The organism is Nonomuraea coxensis DSM 45129 (genome assembly GCF_019397265.1).
Classification (GTDB): Bacteria; Actinomycetota; Actinomycetes; order Streptosporangiales; family Streptosporangiaceae; genus Nonomuraea; species Nonomuraea coxensis.
The window spans coordinates 1,984,199-2,005,705 of record NZ_CP068985.1; the positions used below are offsets into that span (position 1 = coordinate 1,984,199).

The window sequence follows — 21,507 nt, forward strand, 5'->3', positions numbered from 1 at the left end:
GGGTAAATGAAGTGGGGTGGGCGGGTGGAGGGCGTGGCGGTGCTCGTGATGGAGATGCAGCGGGGCGTCGTCGGTGATCTCACGAAATTTCCGGACCTGCGGGCGGCGTGCGAGCGGCACGGCGTCGTCCCCACCATCGCCCGGCTCCTCGCGGCCGCCCGCGCCGCCGCGATCCCCGTCGTGCACTGCACGGCCGCCTTCCGCGCCGACCGGGCCGGCTCCCACACCGCGAACTGCCCCTTCATCGTCTCCCTCCTCAAGGACCCCGCCCACATGCTGGAGGGCACCCCCGCCGTCGAGGTGCTGCCCGGCCTGCGCGCCCCCGGCGACCTGGAGAGCCGCAGGAACCACGGCTTCTCGCCGTTCACCGGCACCTCGCTCGACATGACGCTGCGCTCGCTCGGCGTCTCCACCGTGGTCGCCGCCGGGGTCTCGCTCAACCTCGGCATCCCCGGCCTGGCGCTGGAGGCGGTCAACCTCGGCTACCGGGTCACGGTCGTCACGGACGCGGTCGCGGGCATCCCCGACGACTACGCGCGGGCCGTCCTGCGGAACACGATCGGCCTGCTCGCCACCCGCGCCACCGCCGCCGACCTCGCCGGGAGCTGGACATGAGCGACATGGACGGCATGGACGGCATGGGCGACATGTATGGCATGGACGGACTGGACGGCATGCGACTGGACGGCCGCGCCGCCGTCATCACCGGGGGAGCGGGCGCGATCGGCGCGGCCATCGCCGCCGACCTGGCCGCGCTCGGCGCCCGCGTCGTGCTCGGCGACGTGGACCTGCCCGGCGCGGAGCGGGTCGCCGCCGGACTGCCGGGCGCGCGGGCCGCCGCCCTCGACCTCACCGATCCGGAGTCGGTCGCGGCGTTCGCCCGCGCCGCCGGTGACGTGGACGTGCTCGTGCACAACGCCGGGGTCGCGGTGATCGGGCCGTTCACGGAGAGCGACCCGGCCTCGTGGGACCTCATGTGGCAGGTCAACCTGCGCGGCCCGATGCTGCTGACCAAGCTGCTGCTGCCCGGGATGACGGCCAGGGGCTGGGGGCGGCTGGTGTTCGTCTCCAGCGACGGGGCACGGGCCGGCTCGGGCGGCGAGGGCGCGTACGCGGCCACGAAGGCGGGCCTGTTCGGGCTGGCCAAGACGCTCGCCAGGGAGGCCGCCCGCGGCCGGGTCACCTCGAACGTGGTCTGCCCCGGCCCCACGGACACGCCGATGCTGCGCCGGGTCGCGGCGGCCGAGCCCGGGCTGGTCGACCGGATCGCCCGGGGCATCCCGCTGCGCCGCCTCGGCGTGCCCGCGGACGTTTCCGGGCTGGTCGCCTTCCTCTGCACCGAACGGGCGGCGTACATCACCGGCCAGACGCTGTCCGTCAGCGGCGGCGTCACGATGCATTGACCGGCTCAGAGCGACTGGTAGACCGCCTCCACGAGGCGGATGCCGCGCAGGTTGCCCGAGAGCGCGTTGGCCATCCTGTTCATGACGTAGGCGATGCCGAGCCCGCGCTCGGGATCGCCGAGGCCGATCGAGCCGCCCATGCCGCTGTGCCCGAACGCGCTCCCCGACGGCATCAGGAACGTCAGCGACGGCCGCATGTAGCCCAGCCCGAACGCCGTGTCCAGGAGCAGGACGCGGTCGGGGCCGTTCACCCGGGTGCGGGTGGCCTCGCGCAGCGTCTCGGGGCGGAGGATGTCGCCGGCGGCGAGGGAGCGGTAGAAGCCGGCCAGGCCCCTGGCCGTGGTCACCAGGCCGGCGGCGGGCCAGCCGGCGCGCAGGATGACCGGGTTGTTCGCGCCGCCCTGGAGGCGGTGCATGGCGGGGTTGCCGAGCGCGCGGTTCATGAGGCTCTGCGGGTCGAGAGCGGCCCGGGTCATCGCGGCCACGAGGTCCTCAGGCCGCCCTTGCCCAGTGCCGCCCGCGCCGCCGGCGGCCCCGGGCGTGGCCGCACCCTCGCCCGTGGGGGCGGCGCCGGCCTCGGTGACCTTGAGGGCCTGGGGGCGTTCCGCCGCCTTCAGCCGGGCCGTCCTCGGGATCACGTCGTCCGGCGCGCCCACCCACAGCTCCAGACCGAGCGGCCCGGCGATCTCCGCCGCCACCAGCTCGCCCACCGACTTGCCGGTCACCCGCCGGACCACCTCGCCCACCAGGAACCCGTACGTCAGCGCGTGGTAGCCGTGCGCCGTCCCCGGCTCCCACAGCGGCTCCTGCCCGGCGAGCCGGGCCGCGATGGCGGCCTGGTCCTCGAACGCCTCCACCGGCACCGGCTCCTCCAGCACCGGCAGCCCCGACTGGTGGGTGAGCAGGTGCTCGACGGTGACCGCCGCCTTGCCCCGCGCCGCGAACTCCGGCCACACCTCGGCCACCGGCGCGCTCACGTCCACCAGGCCGCGCTCGGCGAGCTGCAGCAGCACGGTGGCGGTGACCGCCTTCGTGCAGGAGTAGGCGAAGGCCGGCGTGTCGCGCTCCCAGGGCCGTCCCGTGTGCCGGTCGGCGACGCCGTCCCACAGGTCCACGACCAGCTCGCCGTCCTGGTAGACGGCGAAGGCCGCGCCGAGCTCCTCGCCGTCGGCGAAGTGCCGTTCGAAGACCTCGCGGACGCGGGAGAAGCGGGGATCGCAGTGCATCGGACCTCCACGGAAAGGGAGCGCTTACGTGGTTCACGAGCCTAACAACTGGGGACGATTCGGCCCAGACGACCAGCGCGGCACCCTGAACCTCCTCACCCCGTCCGTCGTCCTCGACGCCCTGCGCGCGGCCACGACCGGCGAGGTGCTGAGCCTGGCCCTGCCGATCCGCGGCGCGACCTCCTCGCCGGCTCCCACCACCGTGCCGCACCTGCGGGGCCGGCCGCTGCCGCAGCACTTCATGTCCGTGGACGGCGGCGACTACGCGGCCGGCGCGCGGCCGATCGGCGAGGGCCTGTGCGTGGCGGACGACGCCCTCGTCGTGACCCCGCACGGCACCACCACCCACATGGACGCCCTCTGCCACATGTGGTCGGGCGACCGGATCTACAACGGCCATCCGGCGGCCCGCGTCCGCTCGTACGGGGCGGCCCGGTGCGGCATCGAGCAGGTCGGCGGCGTGGTCGCCCGGGGGGTGCTGTTCGACGTGCCCCGGCGGCTCGGCCTCGACCATCTGCCCGCCGGGCACCGGATCGAGCCCGGCGCGCTGGAGGAGATCGGCGTGCCGCGGCCCGGGGACGTGGCGGTGATCCGTACCGGCTGGCCGAAGGTGTGGGAGCGGTCGCCCGAGGAGTACTGGTCGGGCCAGCCGGGGCTGTCGGCGGCGGCCGGACGCTGGCTCGCCGCGCACGACGTCGCCGCGGTGGCCGCGGACAACGCCGCGGTCGGCGGGCTCGACGCGCGTGGCCTGGCCGCCGAGGGCGTGGCCGACGACCTGCACCTCATCCTGCTCCACCGGCACGGCATCCACCTGATCGAGATGCTGTGGCTGGAGGAGCTGGCGGCGACGGGACGGACGGAGTTCGTGTTCGTGGCGGCCCCGCTGCGCGTCGAGGGCGGCACCGGCAGCCCGCTGACCCCGCTCGCGATCCTCTAGTTTCTCTGGGCGAGCGAGTTTCGAGTCGGGTCAGTGGTCGTAGGCGCTCAGTAAGCGGGTAATGGGCTGGCCGATTGTCTGGTGGCTCCGACGCCAGGCGGAGCTACGCGTTCGTGAGCTGGCGGTGATGTACCGTCAGAGGCTCGATATCGGTGGTGTCGTCGTCGACGACGAGCTCGACGCGGAATCGAACCCCCATCGCCGCGCCGAGGCGCAGCAGTGTCGCTATGTCCGGGATGCCGCCACCGCCCTCGATGCGAGACAAGGCGGGCTGGGACATCCCGGCGCGTTCCGCTACGACCTTCTGGGACAAGCCTCGGCGCTTACGGATCTCACGCAACTGGTCGCCGAGCTCCAGGTCACGGCCAGCCTGCTCGTACTCGGCGTGGGGGTGCGCGTCCGCTTCCATCTCGCGCAGACGCTTCGCCTTGTAGGTTTCCCAACGGCTGTGACCCATCATGCGCTCCTCTCGAACACGTGCGTGGTGGCTAGGTCGTGCTCTGCTTCGCACCGCTTCCTGGCAGCGATTGCACGGTCGATATCGGCGGTCTGCGTCCCATCCTGTGTCTTGCGGAAGACCGTCAGGATAACGATCACCTTGTCGGCCGGCTTCCAAAAGGTCAACCGCCAGGTCGTGCGGTCAAGAGCAACGCGCAGCTCGTGCACACCCTCGGCGTCCTTCAGCTTCTTCATATGATCCCCATCGGGGACGCCGCCTGTGACGAGGTGGTCGTCCACGTTCCGCATGACCCGCTGGTAGAGCGGAAAAGAAAGACTGTCCAGCCAAGCCTCCACCTCCGGCTCCAGGTCGATCCCCCACTGAGACATACCATGAATAATATATGCACTCGATGGTAACCCGTGGCGGTGGTGAATACCAGGCTTGGCCGGTGCCCACTTCCTCGAACCTGGGTTGTTCCAGATCAGTCGCTCCCGAATCCTTCAGTCCCAGGTCACCGGCAGGCGGCCGACCCCGAACACCGTCGCGTCCTGCCGGAGCGGCACCTCGGCGGCGGGGACGGCCAGCCGCAGCGTGGGGAAGCGCTCGAACAGGGCGCGGTAGCCGATGCGCAGCTCGTTCCTGGCGAGCTGCTGGCCGAGGCACTGGTGGACGCCGTGGCCGAAGGCCAGATGGCGGCGGGCGTCCGGGCGGGCCGGGTCGAGCGTGTCCGGCGCGGCGAAGGCGGCCGGGTCGCGGTTGACCATGGGCAGCGACAGCGCCACCGTCTCGCCCTTCGCGACCCGTACGCCGGCCACCTCGACGTCCTCCAACGCGGCCCTGCTGGGCGCGCCGAGGTGCAGGATCGACAGCCAGCGCAGCAGCTCCTCCTCCGTCCCCTCCTCGTACGCCAGGCCCGCCGTGAGCAGGGCGAGGACGCCGAGGGCGAGCATGTTCGCGGTGGTCTCGTGCCCGGCGACGAGCAGGATCATCGCGACGTTGGCCGTCTCGGCGTCGTCGGTGAGCTCGCCGGTCAGGCCGCTGATCAGGTCGTCGCCGGGCTCGGCCCGCCTGCGGCGCACCAGGTCCGCGAGGTAGGCGTGCAGGTCGGCGCTCGCGCCCGCCACGTCGCCGCCGGGCGAGACCAGCTCCTGGCTGCGTTCCTGGAAGAAGGCGTGGTCGGCGTACGGGACGCCGAGCAGCTCGCAGATGACCATGGACGGGATCGGCAGCGCGTACGCGGTCACCAGGTCGGCGGGCGGCCCGGCCGCCGCCATGGCGTCGAGGTGGTCGGCGGCGATGCGCTCGATGCGCGGCTCCAGCAGGCGCATCCTGCGCAGCGTGAACTGGCCGGTGAGCAGCCGCCGGTAGCGCGTGTGCTCGGGCGGGTCGGTGGTGGCGAAGAACCCCGGCGGCGCGGGGCGGCCGGGTCCGGCGACGGCGGCCGACGACTGTACGGCGGGGTGCTTGAGCTCCTGCCGGGCGCTGAACCGGGGGTCGCCGAGGACGGTGCGGGCGGCGTCGAGCGTGGTGGCGAGCCAGCCGAGGTGGCCGTCGGCCATCTCCAGGCGGGCCATGGGCGGCAGCCCGCGGAGGGCGGGCGGCGGGTCGAGGGGGCGTCGAGGGTCGCGTTCGACGGGAAGTTTGCGCATGATGGTGAGAGTAGACTCTCAATTGAAAGTTGACTAGCGAAAGTTGGAAAATGCGTCGTGAGTGGACGTGCCGGGGCGGACCCTTCAGAATGCGATGCCATGAGCGACGGACCCGGGCTCCGGGAGCGGAAGAAGGCCAAGACCAGGGCCCTGATCCAGAAAGTGGCGCTGCGGCTGTTCCGCGAGCGGGGATACGCGGAGACGACGGTCGAGCAGATCGCGGAGGCGGCCGAGGTCGCGCCCAGCACCGTGTTCCGCTATTTCCCGACGAAGGAGGATCTGGTGCTGGTCGACCAGTACCCACCCTTCGTCGAGGCGCTGCGCGCCGCGCCGCCCGAGCTCAACCCCGTCCAGGCCGTACGCGCCGCGATCGGCCAGGTGTTCGCGGCGCAGACGCCCGAGGAGCGCAACGACGGCCTGGAGCGCGAGCGGCTCATGTTCACCGTCCCCGAGCTGTGGACGGCGAGCATCGACAACATCCGCGGCGTCCTCGCCGGCCTGCGCGCCGAGCTGGCCGCCCGCGAGGGCCGCGACCCCGGCGACCCCGAGATCCGCAACGTCACCGGGGCGGTCTCGGGGGTGATGCTCGCGCTGTGGTTCGAGTGGGCCGCCGATCCCGGGCTCGACGCGCCCGCCGCGTTCGACCGGGCCCTCGCCCATCTGGAGGCGGGCCTGCCGATCGCCCGTCAGGCCGACGGCGAGCCCGGGTAGTTGCCGCCGCCGTGGGCGGCGTCGAGGGCGTCGTAGTCGGGGGTGAAGCCGCGCTTCGGGATCTCCTCGACGAACGCCACCTCCCTCGGCCTCTTGTACGCCGCCACCTGCCCCCTGACGTGCTCGACCAGCTCCTCGGCGGTCGCCGCCGCCCCTTCGCGGAGCGCCACGACGGCCTTGACCGCCTGGTGCCAGGCAGGGTCCGGCACGCCGATCACGGCGGCGTCCGCCACGGCGGGATGGGACTTGAGCGCGCGCTCGACCTCCGCCGGGTAGACGTTCTCGGCGCCGGACTTGATCATGCGCAGTCTGGGGCCGATGAAGGTGATGGTGCCGTCGGGCTCGCGGCGGCCGAGGTCGCCGGTGTGGTGCCAGCCGTTCCGCAGCTTTTCCGCATTTAAGTCGGGCCGGGCGAAATATCCGGAGAAGAGGGTCTTGCCGCGGGCGCAGATCTCGCCCACCTCGCCCGCCGGCACCTCCACGTCGTCCGGCCCCATGATCCGCACCTGCGCCAGCGGCGACGGCCGCCCCGCGTACCCGGCCCCGCCCTCCGCCAGCCCGAGGAAGGTCAGCATGCCGCCCACCTCGGTCTGCCCGTACCCGCCCATCTTCGACCGGCACCACGGCGAGTCGTCGACCGTGATCATCGCGTTCCACTCGTCGGAGGCGGCGACGAAGCGCAGCGAGGACAGGTCGTACTTGCCGCCCGCGTTCGCCTTCACCACCGCGTCGATCATCGGCCCGAACAGGAACGCCTGCGTCACCCGCTCGGCGTCCACCAGCCGGCACACCTCCTCCGGGTCGAAGGCGGGGGTGAAGACGTTCGTGCCGCCGATCTGCAGCGTGGCCAGGCAGAACATCATCGTCCCCACGTGGAAGAGCGGCCCGTTGTTGAGGAAGGTGAAGCCCGGCTCCATCTGGCGTACGACGAGCAGCGACGTGGCGTGCGCGACCAGCGCAGCGCTGCTGAGCAGGGCCGCGTTCGGACGCCCGTCGAAGGCGGCGGTGTAGAGCGCGAGGACCGGCTCGGCGTCGGCGACCTGCGGGAACTCCCGCACCGACCCGCCCGCCACCAGTTCCTCGTAGTCCGCGCCCGCCCGCACCCACCCGCCGTCGCGGTCGAGGGCGCCGACGGCGTCGGACGGCTCCCAGACCACGACCGCCGGGCCGAGATCCTGGAGCACGAAACGCAGCTCGTCCGCCGACTGCCGCCAGTTCGCCGGGCAGAACACCGCGCCCAGGCGACTGCACGCGAGCAGCAGTTCCAGCACGGCGTGGCTGTTCTGGCCGAGCCACACCACCCGGTCGCCGCCGCCGACGCCGCGCCCGGCCAGCGCGTCGGCGAGCCGGGACACGCGGACGTCCAGCTCCGGATAGGTGAGCCGGAGCTCCCCGTCCACCACGGCCGTCGTACCGGGGCGGCTGCGGGCGTGCTCGGCGAGGACGTCGGACAGGGACAGGCTGTGGATCATCGTCAGCCTCCGGGAGGGGGGTTACGGGAAGGCGGGCATGACCTCGGCCGCGAAGAAGCGCATGACCCGCTTCATGTCCGCCAGCGGCATGGGGCGGGTGCTGCCGAAGTCGCAGAGCAGGTTCGAGAACCCGGCGTCCCTGAGCAGCGTGATCTGCTCGACGACCCGCGCCGGGTCCCCGATGACCTCCAACTGCTCCCACCGGAAGTCGGCCGAGACCGTGCCGCCCTTCAGATAGCGGTCCTGGTAGTACTCGAAGCCCTCGGCGGTCCGGCCCGTCCTGGGGTCGATGGGGGCGCTCCGGTCGTTGAAGATGCGCGAGCGGTCGAACGACGCCTCGAAGCGCTCCTGGTCCTCGCGGGCCCGCTCCAGGGTGGGGGCGACGTACACGCTGCGGGCCACCACCAGCTCGGCCCCCTCAGGGTGGCCGGCCCGCGCCGCCGTCTCCCGCCAGGTCTCGGCCGCCTTGACGACCTTCCTGAACGGCGCCGCCGGATCGGCCAGGATGGGCAGGCCGCGCTCGGCGTACATGGTGACCGTCTCGGGGGAGACCGCCGCGACGTGCAGCGGCGGATGGGGGGCCTGCACGGGCCTGGGCACCAGCGAGACCTCGGTCCCGGTCCGGTAGAACTTCCCCTCGTGCCGGTACGTCTCCCGCGTCCACAGTCCGACGATCACCTCCAGCGCCTCGTTGAACCGGTCGCGCGCCTCGGCCAGATCGACCCCGAACCCCTCGAACTCGTAGCTCTGGTAGCCGCGCCCGATGCCGAGCTCCAGCCGCCCGCCGGACAGCACGTCCACCTGCGCGGCCTCCTCGGCCACGTGAACGGGGTTGTGCAGGGGCAGGACGACGATCCCGGTGCCGAGCCGCAGCCGCTCGGTGCGCGCGGCGGCGTGGGCGAGCATGGTGAACAGGTTGGGGACGACGCCGTAGTCGCGGAAGTGGTGCTCGGCCAGCCGTACCCCGTCGAAGCCCAGTTCCTCGGCCAGCTCGATGAGCTCCAGGTGGTAGTCGTAGACGTCCTTGAAGCTCTGGCCGTCGAAGCGGTGGAAGAGGTGGAAGGTCGAGAACTTCATGCGGCGGCCCCTCGGAGGTAAACCAAGCGCTCGCTTGGTAGCGTATCACGACTGGGCTCCAACGCACGGCCTCCGCCGGGGGCGCTCCGCGCCGGAAGTCTCCAGACAGCGCCTCCCCGAGGGCTCCGCCCCCTCCGACCCCCCTGAAACCACCCGCCCGTTGCCCGATCACCGGGTTGACCGGCGGGAGCCCACCCAAAGGACCTCGCTACCGCTCGGGCGTCCTGACAGGGAGATCGAGGCTCCGCCCCGATCTCCGGCGAGAGGGCCTGCCGGCCCCCTCGCGCTCCCCTGGAAGTTGACCGGTCGCCCGGGGTCGCCGGTATTGCCTCGCTCGGCCCTGCCTCAGGGAACCAGCGGCGAGGCATGGCGGAGTTCCTCAGTCGTCGGCATCCCCTGGTCGCACCCCGAACCGCACCGAAGCCACTTCGACATCCCCGACGTCCAGAATCCATTCGTAGACGCCGTCGGGAGTCAGGGGCAGCGGCGGGATGCTTAGGGCGAAGGACAGGTTCATGGGCACCTGGCGCTCCACTCCCTCTTTCGGCCGGTCGTCGCCGATGCCGAGCTGGCCCTGGAAACCCACCATTCTGGTCTTTCCGTCGATCAGAGGGACCTCGACCGGGTTGCGATCGGCGTCGACCAGGCGAAGATGGAAGGTGAGATCGTCCTTGACGTCATCCCAAGGAACGCGCAGGAAGCCCGCCACCGCCGAAGACGGTACGGCTGGACCGGTCAGCGACCAGCCTGCACCGAGCAGGTGGATCTTCCCGGTCGCCTGTTCGGTGTTGCCGGAGTCCGCAAGGACGAGGAATCCCTCCATCACGGTGCTGCTCGCGTGAGACTGATGCTCGCGGTTGCGGACGTTTGCGGCCTTGCCGACTCCCAGCCGCACACCTCAATCTTGGCGGGTGTGGAGCTTGTCTGGCTGACTTCTTCAGGCACGCTCACCGAATGGAACACGTCCACGCCGATGGCCAGCGCATAGCGCCGGATGGTGGACAGGTGAGGGTCGCCTCCAAGACGCTCGAAGTCGGACACCGCCGGCTGGCTGCGTCCCATTCGTTCCGCGACGTCGCTCTGAGTCAGGCCACGCTGCCGGCGGATGCCCACCAATGTCTCTATCAGCCGCATGTCCCGATCGATCGCGGCGTTCTCGCGCTGGACTTCGGGATCGTCAAGGTCGATGCCCAAAAGTTCGGCGATGTGAGGGTCCATGACCATCAACCTCCCCGTATCGGCTTCACCTTATATTCTCTCCAGCCACTCGGCCAGTCGACCCCTGGCGGTGCTGATGACTCGATCCTGAGCTCCTCTGCTTCCCTTCATGTGGAAGGCAAGACCGAGTAGGACGTGCTCGCCCTGCGGCCCATGTGCGAAGTAGAGGCGGAACTCGTTGCTCCTGTGGGTCAAGCGGGCTTCGTACAGGCCATGGCCGAGATATCTGGTGTCCCGGGGAAGGGCTCGGTTGTACTGAATTCTGCCGAGTAAGGCGCCTAGTTCCTTCTTGGGGGGACCGTCGCCGAGCGCGTCTCTTATCTCTTCGCTGACTACAGGGCGACCGTTCGGCGTGCGGTAGAAGTGCCAGACCGCATCGGGCTTCTCCTGCACTTCGCCACCCTAAGGGCCGGTACTGAGCTGGACGAATGAATCTATCGCGGTCGTGTCACAGGTGCCTACTTTGGTTTCCCGAAATTGGCTATCTCGGGCGAATTGCGATCTGGGCTCGTCGTGCCGCTCGCATTGCGAATAGCGGCGATTGTGAAGGGTATCCGTTTTCCTGCCTCGCCATCCCGTGGAACGTGCTCGCCCCGGCCGGTTCGCGGTGGCATGAGGTGGTCGCGCGCACGCGGCGGCACCATTCGTGCCTCGCTGGTGGGCGAGCACGCCCGAGGGTGGAAGCTGCGGGTCGGCGGGCCGGGTCGAGTGGGATCGGGCCGGGGTTCATGCGCACCCGTGCCGGCGCCGACTACCGGGCCCAGGACCTGGGGCCCTGCTCGGCCGCGCCCGGGTCGAGGGCGGTGAGCAGGTCGAGCCCAGCCCGTACCCGGTGATGAACGTGATGTCGGCGTGGGACGTCCACACGATGCTGGAGCTCGTCGCGCCCGGCATCCAGCACCGGTTCATCACGTACGACGCCGGCCCCGACCGGGTCGCCCTCATGGCCCACCCCGACGGCTCGTGGGCCCGCGCGGAACAGGTCGGCGGCAGGGTCGTGGTTCACCAAGGCGGCCCGCGCCGCCTCCATAACCTGCTGAATCAGGCGCGAGCACTGGCTCACGTATCGCGAATTGCCCATCCGGGATACGCAACGCCCATCGACCCGGAGGGGGCGATCACACCCTCTCGTGACACCCGCTTGGGGTGCGGTGCGGTCCATGACTCCTTGATGGTCGAGTGCCGCAGAGTCGTAGAGGTGTAATGGATAGCGATGTTCAACCGGGTGTCTGAGGGGTATCCTTTCCCTGCCGCCCCCTGTGAGGGGGAGAGGAAGTGAGCCCGGGCTTACCGCCGGAATTGACGGGAACCCGGGCTTTGCGCTGTCCGCGTTAATCGCAGCTTATGCGCTCGACCAGGTGATCACCGCATAGGAGATCCTCCAGGGTCCGATCGCCCGTCTCGGCTCTCGCGAAGATGCCCGCCACCACGTCGGGGAGCCAGAGGAGTTCTTCGACCAGAGGGCTGGCCCACTCGACATGGAGGTCCTGAGGCAGTGCTTCGCGGGCGCGTAGCGCGTTGACCATGTCGAGGTCCTCCTTATCGCCTTCAGCGCTCCGCCGCTCCATGACGACGCGCGACACATCACGACATGTGAGATGCCAGAGCAGCCGTTCCAGGCACTTGCGCCGCGCTCGTCGCTGCTTTGCTGGCATGAGGCGGGTGCCGATGACGATGACCGTGTTCGGATGGAGGGCCGCCACAGCGTAGGTGATCTCGAGACGGCGTTTCGGCCGTTCGTCGCGCCAATGCAGCCGGGGTTGTTTCCCCAGCAGCAGAGCGCGAAGCGCGGCTCGGTGCTCGTCCGCATACCCGCAGGGCACGATGACAGCGGCCAGTACATAGAGTCCATCGTGGACCCGCATGGACTCGTCCACGTATGCATGTGACTACCCGTACATGGCTTGACACTTTACGGTGTCTCTCTCTGGGGAAGAGGAACTTTTGATGGAGCGCATCGTCCGTCACACCAAGGCCTTGTGGAGCCGGAGGTCACCTTGAGGCGGCTGGACGGCGACCATCGGCGGGCTAGGGCTGCCAGAATCGGGAGAGTGCCCCCTGATGCGCGCCTGCGCGCGACCTTCGACGTGGCGGCCGAGACCTACCAGGACGCCCGCCCCGACTATCCGGGCGAGCTGTACGCCGACCTGCTCGCGATCACCGGGCTCAGGCCGCCGGCGCGGCTGCTCGAAGTGGGGTGCGGGCCGGGGAAGGCGACGGTGCCCCTCGCCCGGAGGGGCTTCACCGTCACGGCGGTGGAGCTCGGGCCCGCGCTGGCGGAGGAGGCGCGGCGGCGGCTGACCGGGTACGCCGGGGCGTCGGTGGTCACGTCGGCGTTCGAGGAGTGGGAGCCGCCGGCGGGGGTGCGTTTCGACCTGGTGTACGCGGCCACGGCCTGGAAGTGGGTGGATCCGGCGGTCAGGTACGACAAGGCCGCCGGCCTGCTCGCCCCCGGCGGTCACCTGGCCGTGTGGAACGCCGACCACGCGCTGCCCGTCGGCTTCGACCCCTTCTTCGCCGAGATCCAGAAGGTCTACGAGGAGATCGGCGAGGGACACCCCGGCCCGTGGCCGCCGCCGGAGGACCGGGCCGATCCCACCGCGGCCGAGTTCGCCGCCTCCGGGCGGTTCACGGTGGTGGCGGCGCGGCGCTACCTGTGGGCGCTGCGCTACACGGCGGACGCCTACCTCGCGCTGCTCGACACGTTCTCCGGTCATATCGCCATGGAGCCGGACAAGCGGGCGCACCTCTACCGGGAGATCCGCCGCCTGCTCGCCGCCCGCCCGGACGGGCGGCTCACCCGCCACTGGTCGGCCGTCCTGACGGTCGGCCGCCGGTCGTGAGCGGTTCAGGACGCGGCGAGGCCCGCCGCGCCCCGGGGCGTGGCAAGCTGGACTCGACGGCCGGAACGAGGAGATCGACGATGACTGACCCAGCCCTACGGCGCACCCCGCTGACCCCGGACGAGCGCGTCCGCGCCGAGGCGGGCTTCGTCCCGCTGGTGACCGAGCACCTGCGGGCGAGCGGCCGGTTCAGGATCACCGCCGACAGCCCCGAGATGGCCGACCTGTGGCAGTCGGTGGCCCGCCAGGCGGGGGAGGTGCTGCGGCGGCCGGTGGTGAGTTACGCCAACGGCCGCGACATCGTGATCATGTTCGGCGGCGAGCCGTCGAACATGCCGGTGAGCGTGACGGCTCAGAACGAGCCGTAACTCGGCTTGCCCGCCGGCCGGTAGACGTTGAGCACGCAGCCGCTCTCGGCCGTCGCCGACTCGATCAGGCGCAGCGCCGTCGGCACCCGGCCCGGCTCGAACAGCCGCTTCCCGCTGCCCAGGACGACCGGGAACGTCCACAGCCGCAGCTCGTCGATCAGCCCCCGGTCCAGCAGCGCCTGGGCGAGCATGCCGCTGCCGTGGACCTGCAGCTCGCGGCCGGGCCGCGCGCGCAGCGCCGCGATGTCGTCCAGCGAGCGGACGATCGTCGTGTTGTGCCAGTCCGCGCTCTTCATGGTGGTCGAGACGACATACTTCGGCAGCGCGTTGAGCGGCCCTGCGATGGGGTCGTCCGGGTCGGTGACGGCCGGCCAGTGGCCGGCGAAGATGTCGTACGTCCGCCGCCCCAGCAGGAACGCGTCCGCCTCGCCGAACCAGCGGATGATCTGCGCCCCCGTGTCCTCGCCGGCGTAGGGGAACTGCCAGCCGCCGTGCTCGAAGCCGCCGCTGGTGTCCTCCTCGGGGCCGCCAGGTCCCTGCATGACGCCGTCCAGTGACAGGAACGTCGCCAAGGTGATCTTCATACCGTTCTCCTTCTCGTTCAGGTATCAGGAGAGACCGGCGCGGGCCGGAGAACTCATCGCCCGTCCGCGAGAAGATCAGGCCGTGGGCACGGGCTCCCGTAGCGGCAGGCGCACCTCGAACCATGTCTCGCCCGGCACCGAGCGCACCTTGATCTCGCCGCCGTGCCGGCCGGCCACGATGCGGTAGGAGATGTCCAGGCCGAGCCCCGTGCCCTCGCCCACGCTCTTGGTCGTGAAGAACGGCTCGAAGATGCGGTCCAGGATCGCCTCGGGCACCCCGTGGCCGGTGTCGCCGATCTCGACGATCGCCTCGTCCTCGTCGTGCGCCGTGCGGACGGTGAGGGTGCCGACGTCCTCCATGGCGTCGAGGGCGTTGTGGATGAGGTTCGTCCACACCTGGTTGAGCTCGCCGGCGTAGCAGGGGATGGGTGGCAGCGTGCGGTCGTAGTCAGTGACCACCGTGATGCCGGGCGGGATCTTGCCGCGGAAGATGGCGAGCGTGCTGTCGAGCAGCTCGTGCACGTCCACGTTCTGGAACGGCGCCCGGTCCATCTGGGAGTACTGCTTCGCCGAGCGGATCAGCGTGGTGATGCGCTCGGTCGCCTCGCCCACCTCGCTCAGCATCTGTGAGATCTCGACGGCCTCGGCCAGCCAGCGCACCGCCGCCGGGGCGTGCTCCTCGCCCACCTTCGCCCGGATCTTCTCCAGGTCCTCCGGCGAGAACTCGGCCTGGACCAGCGCGGGGGCGAGGTCCCAGGCGTCCTCGACGCCCAGCTCGTCCAGCGCCTCGCCGAGCTCGTCCTCGGCGTCGGAGATCTGCAGCGGCGAGCGCTGCGGCTGCTTGCCCAGCTTGTTCGTGCACGCCTCCTGCGCGTCGATGAGCGCCCGCAACTTCTCCGGCGGGATGCCGTCCTCGGCGAGCTGGGCGAGCTGCAGCCGGGAGTTCTTGATGAGCTGGCGCAGCTCGCCGACGGCGCGTACGGCCGCCGCGGCCGGGTTGTTCAGCTCGTGGGTGAGGCCGGCGGTGATCGTGCCGAGCGCGGTCAGCCGCTGCCGCCGGTCGATGATCTCGCGCTGCATGCGCCCGCCCGACAGCATGCCGTCCAGCAGGTGCATCGCCATCGGGAACCATTCGGCCACGATGTAGGCGAACTTCCTGGCGGGCAGGATGAACATCCGCGACGGGGCGGTGGCGCGCAGCGTGTGCTGGTAGGTCTGGGGGGCGCGGTCGCCGAGGTAGGCGCTGGTGGCGCCGCCGTACACGCCGGGCTGGGAGGCGCGCGGCATGGCGACGGTGCCGGCGCTGACCGTCTCGCTGATCATCTGGATCTCGCCCTCGATCAGCACGGCGAAGCAGTCGGCCGGCTCGCCCTGCCGGACGATGTCCTCGTCGGCCGCGAACGTGGCCATCCGGCCGCTGTCGGCGAGCTTGGTGAGCTGGGCGTCGGTCAGCCGCTCGAACAGGAAGAGCTTGCGCAGCTCGTCGATGTCGACGCGGGCGTCTGTCTCGGTCACTGTTTCTCCAGGTAGCGGTGCACGAGCGCGACGGCCATCGCGCCCTCCCCGACGGCGGAGGCCACCCTCTTGATCGACTCGGCGCGCACGTCGCCCGCGGCGAACACCCCGGGCACGTTGGTCTCCAGGTAGTACGGCTCACGCCGCAGCGGCCAGTTGCGCGGCCGCCTGCCCCCCTGGACCAGGTCGGGCCCGGTGAGCACGAACCCGCGCGGGTCGCGCTCGACGGTCTCGCCCAGCCACGACGTGAACGGCTCCGCGCCGATGAACACGAACAGCCACTGGGCGTCGACCGTGCGCTCCTCGCCCCTGGTCGACAGCGTCAGCCGCTCCAGGTGCCCCGTGCCGCCGCCGCCGGCGACCTCGGTCTCCAGGTGCACCTCGATGTTGGGGATCGCGGCGATCTGCTCGATGAGGTAATGGGACATGGACTTCTCCAAACCATCACCCCTCACCAACAAATGAACCTTGCTCGCGAATCCCGCCAGGTAGACGGCGGCCTGCCCGGCCGAGTTGGCCGCGCCCACGATGTGGACCTCGGCGTCGGAGCAGGCGGGCGCCTCGGTGAGGGCCGCGCCGTAGAAGACGCCGCGGCCGACGAACTCGTCCAGGCCCGGCGCGTCCAGCCGCCGGTAGGTGACCCCGGTGGCCAGGATCACGGCGTGCGCGGCGATCTCGCCGCCGTCCTTGAAGCCGACCACGCGGGCCTGGCCGCGCGGCTCCAGCAGGGTCACCTTGCGCGCGGTCAGCAGCTCGGCGCCGAACTTCAGCGCCTGCCGCCGCGCCCGGTCGGCGAGCTGCTGGCCGGAGACGCCGTCGGGGAAGCCCAGGTAGTTCTCGATCCGGGAGCTCTGGCCCGCCTGGCCGCCCGAGGAGTGCGACTCGACGAGCACGGTGTTGAGCCCCTCCGAGGCGCCGTAGACGGCCGCGCCCAGCCCGGCGGGGCCGCCGCCGACCACGATCAGGTCGTAGAAGTCGGTGGCCGGGGTGGTGGACAGGCCCACGGCCGTGGCCAGCGTGGCCTGGTCGGGCGACTCCAGCGTGGTGCCGTCGGTGGTGACCACGAGCGGCAGGTGGCAGCCCTCGCCGGCCGCCTTCACGAGCTGCGCGCCCTCCGGGTCCTCGGCGAGCATCCACTGGTACGGCACGTGGTTGCGGGCCAGGAAGTCACGCACCCGGTACGACTGCGCCGACCACCGGTCGCCCACCACCCGCAGCTCCGAGCGCTCGATCCGGTCGGTGCGCAGCCAGGCGTCGAGCTGCCCGTCGATGACCGGGTAGAACTTCTCCTCCGGCGGGTCCCACGGCTTGAGCAGGTAGTGGTCGAGGTCCACCACGTTGATCGCCTGGATGGCCGCCTCGGTGTCGGCGTAGGCGGTCAGCAGCACGCGCCGCGCGTACGGGTACATGTCCATGGCGGCTTCGAGGAACTGCACGCCGTTCATCTGCGGCATGCGGTAGTCGGCCAGGATGGCCGCCACGTCGTCGCCGCGCAGCCGCATCTCCTTGACCGCCTCGATGCCGTCGAGGGCGGTCTCGGCACGGACGATGCGATATTCCTGGCCGTAGCGGCGTCGCAGGTCGCGCGCCACCGCCCGCGACACGCCCGGGTCGTCGTCCACGGTCACGATGACCGGCTTGTCCATGCCGTTGCCTCTCCCCTTTGGTCCCGAAAATTGGTCCCTAAAGGAAGCATGTCATGCGGGGGCGAACAGGCGGGAATCCGCTCGGCCGGCCGCTCCTATGATGGGCGGATGGGCACCCGCGAGCGCATCGTCGACGCCGCCGAGCAGGTCGTTCGCGAGTTCGGCATCGTGGGCGCGACCACCAAGCGCATCGCGTCGGCGGCCGGCTGCTCCGAGGCGCTGCTCTACAAGCACTTCCCGGGCAAGGAGTCGCTGCTGCTGGCCGTGCTGCTGGAGCGGCTGCCCGCGCTCGGTCCCGCGCTCACCCGGCTGCGGCTCGTGATCGGCTCCGGTGACGTGGCCGACCACCTCACCGTGTTCACGCTGGCCGCGCTGGAGTTCTACACGCGGGCGGCGGGCATCGCCGCGGGCGTGCTGGCCGACCCCTCGCTCACGGAGGGCTTCCGCGCCATGCTCGCGAGGAGCGGGTCGGGCCCGCACGTGCCGATCCAGGCGCTCGCCGAGGTGATCGCCGGTGAGCAGGCCCGCGACCGGATCGACCCGAAGCTCGATCCGGGCGCCGCGGCGTCCATGCTCATGGGCGCCTGCTTCCACCGGGCCAACCTGTCCTGCTACGTCGACCTGCCCGACGACGACGCCGTCTGGGCCGCCGCGATCGTGGGCACGCTGCTCAGGCGATGACGCGGCTCTCGCCGCCGTCGACCAGCAGCGACACCCCGTTCACGAACGAGGCCCGCTCGCTGGCCAGGAACGCCACGACGTCCCCCACCTCCTCGGGCCGCCCGATCCGGCCCACCGGCACACTCCTGCCACGCTCGGCGAGCTTCTCCTCGCCGCCCGACGTCTGGCGCAGCCGGTCGGTGTCGATCGGGCCCGGCAGCACGTTGTTGACCAGCACGCCGTCGCCGGCGACCTCGCGGGCGAGCGTGCGCACCACCCCGGCCACGGCCGAGCGGGTGGCGTTCGACAGGGCCAGGCCGTCCAGCGCCTCGCGCACCGACCGGCTGGTGACCGTCACGATCCGGCCCCAGCCGCGGGCGCGCATCTCCGGCAGCACGGCGTGGATCAGGCGTACGGTGCCGAGCAGGTTGCGCTGGACGGCGACGTCCCAGTCGGCGAGGCTCGTGTCGGTGAAGCGGCCGGGCGGCGGGCCGCCCGCGTTGGCGACCAGGATGTCCACCGGGCCGAGCACGTCGCGGGTCTCCTCGACGACGCGCCGGGCGGCCGACGGGTCCTCCACGTCGGCCAGCACGGCGTGCACGACCTTGCCGAACTCCTGCAGTTCCACGACCGCGTCCGCGAGCCGCTCAGGAGTGCGGCCGACGACGCAGACGTCGCAGCCCTCGCGCGCGAGGCTCTTGGCCGCGGCGAGTCCGATGCCCGCGCTGCCACCGGTGACCAGGGCGACCTTGCCCGAGATGCCGAGATCCATGGGGCTGACTATAGATCGTCCTGGCCCGCTGGGCGGACGCGGGCCAGTTTGTCCGGGTTGAGGATGCTGTAGATGCCGTGGATCCGGCCGTCCCTGATCTCGATCATGGTGAGCTGGTGGTTGTCACCGAACCGCGTCCACAGGGCCGGCAGGCCGTTGACCTCCAGCAGGCGGCCCTCGCCGTAGTCGAAGCGGCTGAGCAGGCCGCCGAGGAAGGCCACCACCTTGCGCCGGCCGAGGATCGGGCGCAGCGCGGCGCGCACCTTGCCGCCGCCGTCGTTCCAGGCCACGACGTCCTCGTGGAAGAGGTCCTTCAGCGCGTCGAGGTCGCCGCCGGACGCCGCCGCCATGAACCTGCGCAGCAGCCGCGTGTGGTCCTCCGCCGAGGGCGTGAACCGGTCGCGGCCCTCGGCCAGCCGCACCGAGGCCCGGCGGTGGAGCTGGCGGGCGTTGGCGACCGAGACGCCGACGATCTCCGAGATCTGGTCGTAGGGCAGCTCGAACGCCTCCCGCAGCACGAACACCGCCCGCTCCGGCGGCGACAGCCGCTCCATCAGGTGCAGCGTCGCGTAGGAGACGGTGTCGCGCAGCTCGGCGGTGTCCATCGGCCCCGCCTCGCCCGTCGCGACGGGCTCGGGCAGCCACGGCCCGGTGTACGCCTCCCGCTTCACCCGCGCCGAGCGGAGCTGGTCCAGCGCCAGCCGCGACACCACGGTCACCAGGAACGCCCGCGGCTCCCTGACCTGGGCACGGTCGGTGCCCTGCCAGCGCAACCAGGCCTCCTGCACCACGTCCTCGGCGTCCCACATGCTGCCCAGCAGGCGGTAGGCCAGCCCGAGCAGCGCCGGCCGGTGCTGTTCGAAGTCGCTGTCGGAGTCCGTTCGCGTCTCCACGTCAGGCATCATGCCGTCTCCTCCAGGAAGGCGGTGTGCCGGGGCCGCCAGTTCAGCAGCAGCCGCGCCCTGCAGTTGTCCGCGCCGCGCAGCCGGGTCATGTACGCCACCCCGAACGCCCCCACCGCCATCCGGGCGAGGAACGCCGGCACCCGCCGCGGCGGCGGCGCGCCCAGCCGCGCGGCGAACGCGGGCAGCCACTCGCGCATCGTCACGGGGGTGTCGTCCACGATGTTGAGCGCGCCGGTGACGTCCCGGTCGAGGGCGGCCACCACGGCGGTCGCGGCGTCGTGCGCGTGGGTGAACGACAGGACCGAGCCGCCGTCGCCGACGACCGGCATCCTGCCCGCCAGCACGGACCGCGTGGTCGAGCCGTCCTCGGCGTAGGCCGAGCCGGGGCCGGTCAGGTGCCCGAAGCGCAGCACCAGGCCGCCGGCCGCGACCGTCTGCCGCTCCAGCGACTCCAGCGCCGCCACCACCGGCCGGTACGCCGTGGGCGCCTCCCGCCACAGCGGCGCGTCCTCGTCGGCCAGGCCGGGCGCGGGCGCGTAGGCGTAGGCCAGGCCCTGGGCGATGATCCTGGCCCCGGGCGCCGCCTCGACGAGGGTGCGGGTGCCCTCGTCGCGCAGCCGGTTCGTCAGCGCGAACTGGCGGCCGATCCGGCGCGGGTCGATCACCGGCGGGATGGCCGTGAGCAGGTGGACCACGGCGTCCGGCCGCACCCGCCGTACCGCGCGCACGGTCGCCTCCCTGTCGAGGGCGTCCACGGCGAGGTCACCGCGCCTGGACAGCGTCACCACCTCGTGGCCCACCGCCTTGAGCAGCGGGACGAGCTGCCGGCCGATCACGCCCGTCGCCCCCGCCACCAGAACCTTCATGTCTCCTCCTCGTGTCCGGCTCGATGGATGGACGGGGGAGCGGGCCCGGACGTGACAGTCCCGGGTGGTCAAGTCATCACAACCGTGATGGGCTGGGCGAGTGGCAAGAAACCTGATCCTGTCAGGCGGCGTGTTCCACGACTTCGCCGCCACCTCGGCCGCCCTGGCGGAGGTGCTGGCCGAGGTGGGGGTCGACTCCGAGATCACCGAGGACATCGCGGGCGCGCTCGGCGAGCCCCCGGAGGTCCAGCTCATCACCGTCAACGCGCTGCGCTGGCGGATGCGCCAGGACCGCTTCGCCGGCCTGCGCCCCCGGTGGCGCTTCGAGTTGCCGGCCGGGGCCCGCACCACGATCCTCGACCATCTCGACCGGGGCGGCGGGCTGCTGTGCATGCACGCGGCGTCCATCTGCTTCGACGACTGGCAGGGCTGGCCGCGCGTGCTCGGTGGCCGCTGGGCCTGGCCGAAGTCGCACCATCCGCCGCTCGGCTGGACCAGCGTGCGCGTCCACGGCGGGCATCCGGTGGTGGAGGGCCTGCGCGACTTCGACGTGGTGGACGAGGTCTACAGCGACCTCGACCTGCTGCCCGACGTCGAGCCGCTGGCCTCGGCGAACGGCCAGCCGCTGGTGTGGGCCCGGCCGGTGCGGCGCGGCCGGGTGTTCTACGACGCCCTCGGCCACGACACCCGCTCCTACGACAACGAGGTGCACAGGACGATGCTCAAGCGGGCCGCGCTCTGGCTGCTCAAGCGGCCGGTCACGGTGGCGGAGTAGCCGCCCAGCCGCGCCGGCGGGTCACCTCCACCACGACGGCCGGCCCGGCGGGGCGGCGCTCGCGGTACTGCGGGTACTTGGCCGTCAGCGCGTCCAGCGCGGCCTCGCGCTCGGGGCCGTCCTCGGCGACCCTGGCCAGGCCGTCGGCGCGGACCCACCACAGCAGCGACCAGTCCTCGTCGTAGTGGTCGGCCAGCAGGCCGACGCGCGGGTCGGCGCGGATGTCGGACAGCCGGCGCAGGTCGGTGGTCGTCTTCGGCTTGTGGTCGACGGCGAACACCACGCGCTCCCCGATCACCGCGAACACGACGGGCACCAGGCGCGGCGCGCCGTCGCCGCGCACGGTGGCCAGCCGCGCCACCCGCGCCCCGGCGAACCGGCGCCGCGCCTCCTCCTCGTCCATGCCCCCATTCTCCCGTCCGGGGCGGCCGGCGTCCG

The 21,507-nt window shown here is 71.6% G+C and carries 26 protein-coding genes; 9 read left to right on the forward strand and 17 right to left on the reverse strand.

Annotation, left to right across the window (positions count from 1 at the left end):
• The first annotated feature begins 33 nt into the window (after positions 1 to 33).
• Both Nocox_RS09570 and Nocox_RS09575 read left to right on the forward strand, forming a co-directional pair.
• Positions 34 to 615: a cysteine hydrolase family protein gene (locus tag Nocox_RS09570; protein ID WP_246649756.1), complete on the forward strand. Its 582-nt coding sequence runs from the start codon at positions 34 to 36 to the stop codon at positions 613 to 615.
• 5 nt (positions 616 to 620) lie between these two features.
• The gene (locus Nocox_RS09575) at positions 621 to 1,403 is read left to right on the forward strand and encodes an SDR family NAD(P)-dependent oxidoreductase (RefSeq protein ID WP_020544298.1); all 783 of its coding nucleotides are present in this window, start codon (positions 621 to 623) and stop codon (positions 1,401 to 1,403) included.
• A 5-nt stretch (positions 1,404 to 1,408) separates the two neighbouring features.
• Here Nocox_RS09575 and Nocox_RS09580 read toward each other — a convergent pair whose 3' ends face one another.
• On the reverse strand, positions 1,409 to 2,629 hold the full coding sequence (locus Nocox_RS09580; RefSeq protein WP_020544299.1) for a serine hydrolase domain-containing protein: 1,221 nt from the start codon (positions 2,627 to 2,629) through the stop codon (positions 1,409 to 1,411).
• Positions 2,630 to 2,657: 28 nt separating this feature from the next.
• Between Nocox_RS09580 and Nocox_RS09585 the strand changes: the two genes are divergently transcribed.
• Positions 2,658 to 3,566, forward strand: coding sequence for a cyclase family protein (locus tag Nocox_RS09585; protein ID WP_020544300.1), 909 nt, complete (start codon positions 2,658 to 2,660; stop codon positions 3,564 to 3,566).
• A gap of 103 nt (positions 3,567 to 3,669) precedes the next feature.
• On the opposite strand, the gene Nocox_RS09590 is transcribed toward Nocox_RS09585, so the two are convergent.
• The 3 genes from Nocox_RS09590 to Nocox_RS09600 form a co-directional block, all read right to left on the reverse strand.
• Positions 3,670 to 4,026: a helix-turn-helix domain-containing protein gene (locus Nocox_RS09590; protein WP_246649757.1), complete on the reverse strand. Its 357-nt coding sequence runs from the start codon at positions 4,024 to 4,026 to the stop codon at positions 3,670 to 3,672.
• Positions 4,023 to 4,394: a type II toxin-antitoxin system RelE/ParE family toxin gene (locus Nocox_RS09595; protein WP_020544302.1), complete on the reverse strand. Its 372-nt coding sequence runs from the start codon at positions 4,392 to 4,394 to the stop codon at positions 4,023 to 4,025. The genes Nocox_RS09590 and Nocox_RS09595 overlap by 4 nt, the downstream gene beginning before the upstream one ends.
• Before the next feature lie 114 nt (positions 4,395 to 4,508).
• Positions 4,509 to 5,657 carry a cytochrome P450 gene (locus tag Nocox_RS09600; protein ID WP_020544303.1) on the reverse strand — a complete coding sequence of 383 codons (1,149 nt, stop codon included), beginning with the start codon at positions 5,655 to 5,657 and terminating at the stop codon, positions 4,509 to 4,511.
• Between the two features lie 99 nt (positions 5,658 to 5,756).
• On the opposite strand from Nocox_RS09600, the gene Nocox_RS09605 reads away from it, so the two are divergent.
• Positions 5,757 to 6,368 carry a TetR/AcrR family transcriptional regulator gene (locus Nocox_RS09605; protein WP_020544304.1) on the forward strand — a complete coding sequence of 204 codons (612 nt, stop codon included), beginning with the start codon at positions 5,757 to 5,759 and terminating at the stop codon, positions 6,366 to 6,368.
• On the opposite strand, the gene Nocox_RS09610 is transcribed toward Nocox_RS09605, so the two are convergent.
• From Nocox_RS09610 to Nocox_RS09630, 5 genes are all read right to left on the reverse strand, one after another.
• The gene (locus Nocox_RS09610) at positions 6,344 to 7,840 is read right to left on the reverse strand and encodes an AMP-binding protein (RefSeq protein WP_020544305.1); all 1,497 of its coding nucleotides are present in this window, start codon (positions 7,838 to 7,840) and stop codon (positions 6,344 to 6,346) included. The genes Nocox_RS09605 and Nocox_RS09610 overlap by 25 nt on opposite strands.
• A gap of 21 nt (positions 7,841 to 7,861) precedes the next feature.
• Positions 7,862 to 8,917, reverse strand: a complete 1,056-nt coding sequence (locus Nocox_RS09615; protein WP_020544306.1) for an LLM class flavin-dependent oxidoreductase — start codon at positions 8,915 to 8,917, stop codon at positions 7,862 to 7,864.
• Positions 8,918 to 9,296: 379 nt separating this feature from the next.
• Positions 9,297 to 9,740, reverse strand: coding sequence for a DUF6941 family protein (locus tag Nocox_RS09620; protein WP_157383154.1), 444 nt, complete (start codon positions 9,738 to 9,740; stop codon positions 9,297 to 9,299).
• A complete protein-coding gene (locus Nocox_RS09625; protein WP_063711645.1) occupies positions 9,740 to 10,135 on the reverse strand; it encodes a helix-turn-helix domain-containing protein in 396 nt (131 codons plus the stop codon). Before Nocox_RS09625 ends, Nocox_RS09620 begins: the two co-directional genes overlap by 1 nt.
• Before the next feature lie 30 nt (positions 10,136 to 10,165).
• Positions 10,166 to 10,528 (reverse strand): hypothetical protein, encoded by a 363-nt coding sequence (locus Nocox_RS09630; protein WP_157383155.1) that lies wholly within the window; start codon positions 10,526 to 10,528, stop codon positions 10,166 to 10,168.
• 439 nt (positions 10,529 to 10,967) lie between these two features.
• Here Nocox_RS09630 and Nocox_RS09635 point away from each other — a divergent pair, with 439 nt between their 5' ends.
• Positions 10,968 to 11,339: a hypothetical protein gene (locus tag Nocox_RS09635; protein ID WP_051112609.1), complete on the forward strand. Its 372-nt coding sequence runs from the start codon at positions 10,968 to 10,970 to the stop codon at positions 11,337 to 11,339.
• Between the two features lie 127 nt (positions 11,340 to 11,466).
• Here Nocox_RS09635 and Nocox_RS09640 read toward each other — a convergent pair whose 3' ends face one another.
• Positions 11,467 to 12,012 carry a hypothetical protein gene (locus Nocox_RS09640; protein WP_157383156.1) on the reverse strand — a complete coding sequence of 182 codons (546 nt, stop codon included), beginning with the start codon at positions 12,010 to 12,012 and terminating at the stop codon, positions 11,467 to 11,469.
• A gap of 174 nt (positions 12,013 to 12,186) precedes the next feature.
• Between Nocox_RS09640 and Nocox_RS09645 the strand changes: the two genes are divergently transcribed.
• Positions 12,187 to 12,978: a class I SAM-dependent methyltransferase gene (locus Nocox_RS09645; RefSeq protein ID WP_033409619.1), complete on the forward strand. Its 792-nt coding sequence runs from the start codon at positions 12,187 to 12,189 to the stop codon at positions 12,976 to 12,978.
• A gap of 80 nt (positions 12,979 to 13,058) precedes the next feature.
• Positions 13,059 to 13,346, forward strand: coding sequence for a hypothetical protein (locus tag Nocox_RS09650; RefSeq protein ID WP_020544313.1), 288 nt, complete (start codon positions 13,059 to 13,061; stop codon positions 13,344 to 13,346).
• Here Nocox_RS09650 and Nocox_RS09655 read toward each other — a convergent pair.
• The 3 genes from Nocox_RS09655 to Nocox_RS09665 form a co-directional block, all read right to left on the reverse strand.
• Positions 13,331 to 13,930 (reverse strand): dihydrofolate reductase family protein, encoded by a 600-nt coding sequence (locus tag Nocox_RS09655; RefSeq protein WP_020544314.1) that lies wholly within the window; start codon positions 13,928 to 13,930, stop codon positions 13,331 to 13,333. The genes Nocox_RS09650 and Nocox_RS09655 overlap by 16 nt on opposite strands.
• A 75-nt stretch (positions 13,931 to 14,005) precedes the next feature.
• Positions 14,006 to 15,445, reverse strand: coding sequence for an ATP-binding protein (locus Nocox_RS09660; RefSeq protein WP_020544315.1), 1,440 nt, complete (start codon positions 15,443 to 15,445; stop codon positions 14,006 to 14,008).
• The gene (locus Nocox_RS09665; RefSeq protein ID WP_020544316.1) at positions 15,442 to 17,091 is read right to left on the reverse strand and encodes an NAD(P)/FAD-dependent oxidoreductase; all 1,650 of its coding nucleotides are present in this window, start codon (positions 17,089 to 17,091) and stop codon (positions 15,442 to 15,444) included. The genes Nocox_RS09660 and Nocox_RS09665 overlap by 4 nt, the downstream gene beginning before the upstream one ends.
• Positions 17,092 to 17,199: 108 nt before the next feature.
• Between Nocox_RS09665 and Nocox_RS09670 the strand changes: the two genes are divergently transcribed.
• The gene (locus Nocox_RS09670; protein ID WP_020544317.1) at positions 17,200 to 17,772 is read left to right on the forward strand and encodes a TetR/AcrR family transcriptional regulator; all 573 of its coding nucleotides are present in this window, start codon (positions 17,200 to 17,202) and stop codon (positions 17,770 to 17,772) included.
• On the opposite strand, the gene Nocox_RS09675 is transcribed toward Nocox_RS09670, so the two are convergent.
• From Nocox_RS09675 to Nocox_RS09685, 3 genes are read right to left on the reverse strand one after another with little or no spacing between them, the layout of a single operon-like run.
• A complete protein-coding gene (locus tag Nocox_RS09675; RefSeq protein ID WP_020544318.1) occupies positions 17,762 to 18,523 on the reverse strand; it encodes an SDR family NAD(P)-dependent oxidoreductase in 762 nt (253 codons plus the stop codon). The genes Nocox_RS09670 and Nocox_RS09675 overlap by 11 nt on opposite strands.
• Before the next feature lie 8 nt (positions 18,524 to 18,531).
• Entirely contained in the window at positions 18,532 to 19,425 is an 894-nt protein-coding gene (locus tag Nocox_RS09680; protein WP_157383162.1) for an RNA polymerase sigma-70 factor, read from the reverse strand.
• The gene (locus Nocox_RS09685; protein ID WP_020544320.1) at positions 19,425 to 20,294 is read right to left on the reverse strand and encodes an NAD-dependent epimerase/dehydratase family protein; all 870 of its coding nucleotides are present in this window, start codon (positions 20,292 to 20,294) and stop codon (positions 19,425 to 19,427) included. The genes Nocox_RS09680 and Nocox_RS09685 overlap by 1 nt, the downstream gene beginning before the upstream one ends.
• A gap of 100 nt (positions 20,295 to 20,394) precedes the next feature.
• Between Nocox_RS09685 and Nocox_RS09690 the strand changes: the two genes are divergently transcribed.
• Positions 20,395 to 21,069: a ThuA domain-containing protein gene (locus Nocox_RS09690; RefSeq protein WP_063711644.1), complete on the forward strand. Its 675-nt coding sequence runs from the start codon at positions 20,395 to 20,397 to the stop codon at positions 21,067 to 21,069.
• Here Nocox_RS09690 and Nocox_RS09695 read toward each other — a convergent pair.
• The gene (locus Nocox_RS09695) at positions 21,053 to 21,472 is read right to left on the reverse strand and encodes a TIGR03668 family PPOX class F420-dependent oxidoreductase (RefSeq protein ID WP_020544322.1); all 420 of its coding nucleotides are present in this window, start codon (positions 21,470 to 21,472) and stop codon (positions 21,053 to 21,055) included. The genes Nocox_RS09690 and Nocox_RS09695 overlap by 17 nt on opposite strands.
• Positions 21,473 to 21,507 lie beyond the last annotated feature (35 nt).

Bases quoted from the DNA above. Each gene is read 5' to 3' on its own strand.
- Nocox_RS09670 (WP_020544317.1), top strand. From the start codon at position 17,200: ATGGGCACCCGCGAGCGCATCGTCGACGCCGCCGAGCAGGTCGTTCGC.
- Nocox_RS09610 (WP_020544305.1), bottom strand. From the start codon at position 7,840: ATGATCCACAGCCTGTCCCTGTCCGACGTCCTCGCCGAGCACGCCCGC.
- Nocox_RS09590 (WP_246649757.1), bottom strand. From the start codon at position 4,026: ATGATGGGTCACAGCCGTTGGGAAACCTACAAGGCGAAGCGTCTGCGC.
- Nocox_RS09600 (WP_020544303.1), bottom strand. From the start codon at position 5,657: ATGCGCAAACTTCCCGTCGAACGCGACCCTCGACGCCCCCTCGACCCG.
- Nocox_RS09615 (WP_020544306.1), bottom strand. From the start codon at position 8,917: ATGAAGTTCTCGACCTTCCACCTCTTCCACCGCTTCGACGGCCAGAGC.
- Nocox_RS09625 (WP_063711645.1), bottom strand. From the start codon at position 10,135: ATGGACCCTCACATCGCCGAACTTTTGGGCATCGACCTTGACGATCCC.
- Nocox_RS09595 (WP_020544302.1), bottom strand. From the start codon at position 4,394: ATGTCTCAGTGGGGGATCGACCTGGAGCCGGAGGTGGAGGCTTGGCTG.
- Nocox_RS09675 (WP_020544318.1), bottom strand. From the start codon at position 18,523: ATGGATCTCGGCATCTCGGGCAAGGTCGCCCTGGTCACCGGTGGCAGC.
- Nocox_RS09680 (WP_157383162.1), bottom strand. From the start codon at position 19,425: ATGCCTGACGTGGAGACGCGAACGGACTCCGACAGCGACTTCGAACAG.
- Nocox_RS09665 (WP_020544316.1), bottom strand. From the start codon at position 17,091: ATGGACAAGCCGGTCATCGTGACCGTGGACGACGACCCGGGCGTGTCG.
- Nocox_RS09655 (WP_020544314.1), bottom strand. From the start codon at position 13,930: ATGAAGATCACCTTGGCGACGTTCCTGTCACTGGACGGCGTCATGCAG.
- Nocox_RS09650 (WP_020544313.1), top strand. From the start codon at position 13,059: ATGACTGACCCAGCCCTACGGCGCACCCCGCTGACCCCGGACGAGCGC.
- Nocox_RS09605 (WP_020544304.1), top strand. From the start codon at position 5,757: ATGAGCGACGGACCCGGGCTCCGGGAGCGGAAGAAGGCCAAGACCAGG.
- Nocox_RS09580 (WP_020544299.1), bottom strand. From the start codon at position 2,629: ATGCACTGCGATCCCCGCTTCTCCCGCGTCCGCGAGGTCTTCGAACGG.
- Nocox_RS09695 (WP_020544322.1), bottom strand. From the start codon at position 21,472: ATGGACGAGGAGGAGGCGCGGCGCCGGTTCGCCGGGGCGCGGGTGGCG.
- Nocox_RS09620 (WP_157383154.1), bottom strand. From the start codon at position 9,740: ATGGAGGGATTCCTCGTCCTTGCGGACTCCGGCAACACCGAACAGGCG.
- Nocox_RS09685 (WP_020544320.1), bottom strand. From the start codon at position 20,294: ATGAAGGTTCTGGTGGCGGGGGCGACGGGCGTGATCGGCCGGCAGCTC.
- Nocox_RS09575 (WP_020544298.1), top strand. From the start codon at position 621: ATGGACGGCATGGACGGCATGGGCGACATGTATGGCATGGACGGACTG.